The sequence below is a fragment of the Herbaspirillum sp. UBA812 genome, from assembly GCF_002296545.1.
GTDB lineage: Bacteria > Pseudomonadota > Gammaproteobacteria > Burkholderiales > Burkholderiaceae_D > Herbaspirillum > Herbaspirillum huttiense.
In genome coordinates, this window is record NZ_DBIC01000134.1 from 15,282 (window position 1) to 16,956 (window position 1,675).

General features: G+C 66.0%; 2 protein-coding genes. One reads left to right on the plus strand and one right to left on the minus strand.

Annotated elements, in window-relative coordinates; all coding sequences use genetic code 11:
• The first annotated feature begins 262 nt into the window (after positions 1–262).
• Entirely contained in the window at positions 263–1,285 is a 1,023-nt protein-coding gene (locus B3873_RS08485) for a LacI family DNA-binding transcriptional regulator (RefSeq protein WP_286865269.1), read from the plus strand.
• On the opposite strand, the gene B3873_RS08490 is transcribed toward B3873_RS08485, so the two are convergent.
• A partial coding sequence (locus B3873_RS08490) for a GGDEF domain-containing protein (RefSeq protein ID WP_286865271.1) occupies positions 1,286–1,675 on the minus strand: 390 nt, incomplete at its 5' end. It lies immediately after the preceding gene.

The window sequence follows — 1,675 nt, forward strand, 5'->3', positions numbered from 1 at the left end:
GCACCCCGGACGACCGCGACAAGCGCCTGGTCCAGGTGCGCCTGACCGAACTGGGCGAGCAATACCTGCATCGCCTGGCGCAATTGCATCGCAATGAGCTGCACTCGCTGTCTGGCGTATTCCAGGTATCGCACATCTCGGCCTTCAACGACCGCGACTGAACGCGGCCACCCATCTTGCAGCAACGGTCTTGTGGATGTCCGCAAGACCCGCCGCGGCCCGCTGCTGTTATGCTTGCGACAACTTCTCTCCAGCCTTTCCCATGACCCGCAAAACCGATCCTGCCGCAGCACCCGCCCGCGCCATCACCAAGGAAGACGTGGCGCGTGCTGCCGGGGTATCGCACATCACGGTCTCGCGGGTCATCAATACGCCCGAAAAGGTGTCCCCCGCCACGCGCGAACGGGTCGAATCCTTCATCAGCAGCATGGGCTATATCCCCAACATGCTGGCCGGCGGCCTGGCCTCACGGCGCACACGCATTGTGGCGGCCATCGTGCCGACCATCAGCCATTCGATCTTTGCCGAGACCGTGCGCGGACTGTCCGAGCAACTGAGCCTGCAGGGCTACCAGTTGCTGCTGGGGCAAACCAATTATTCGGAAGACGCGGAAACCGGCCTGGTGGAAGCCTTCATCGGCCGCCGGGTGGATGGCCTGGTGCTGACCGGCGTGCAGCATTCGGCGCGCACGCGCCAGCGCCTCAAGGCGGCCGGCATTCCGGTAGTGGAAACCTGGGACATGAGCCCGCAACCCATCGACATGCTGGTCGGCTTCGACAACCATGCCGCCGGGCGGGCCATGGGAGATTATCTGGTGCGCAAGGGCTATCGCCGCATGGCCTTTGTGGGCGGGGATGATCCGCGCGGCCTGGCGCGCTTTGCAGGGATGCGGGATGCGCTGGTGGCGCAGGGTGCGCCGGAACCCGTGCATCAGGTGGTCGCGATGGGCAGCTTCCTGCAGGCCGGACGCGAGACCATCTGCCGCCTGCTGGCGCTGCAGCCAGGCATCGAGGCCGCCTTCTTCAGCAATGACGTCATGGCCGCCGGCGCCGCCCTGGAATGCGCACGGCGCGGCATCGCGGTGCCAAAGCGCATCGCCCTGGCCGGATTCGCCAATCTGGAGATCGCCACGGAAGTCCTGCCCGCCCTCACCACGGTGCAGATCAGCGCACACCAGATCGGCGTCACGGCAGCGGAGATGCTGCTCACCCGCTTCGACGGCCAGCCGGTCGCGCAAGCGGTGTGCGATCTGGGCTATTCCATCCTGGAACGCGACAGCGCCTGATCAGGGCTCTTCCAGCTCATCCCCGGCCAGCTCGACCCGATTGCGCCCCAGCCGCTTGGCGCGGTAGAGCGCGATGTCGGCGCGCTTGGTCAGCTTGTCCAGCGCCTCGCCTCCGGCCAGCGTCGCCACACCGAAACTGGCCGTCACGTTGATACGGCGATCCCCTTCGGTCTCGAACACGCGCTCTTCCAGCGCCGCCCGCAGCTTGTCAGCCACGGCGGCGGCCTGCGCCAGATCGGATTCGGGCAGCAGGATGATGAATTCTTCGCCGCCATAGCGCGCCAGCACATCCACCTTGCGCAGCAGCTGCGCCACACACTGGCTCACGCCGATCAGGATGGCGTCGCCGGCCTGGTGACCGTAGCTGTCGTTGATGCGCTTGAAATGATC

Excerpts from the sequence above, each read along its gene's own strand:
- B3873_RS08485 (WP_286865269.1), top strand. The coding sequence starts at position 263 with ATGACCCGCAAAACCGATCCTGCCGCAGCACCCGCCCGCGCCATCACC.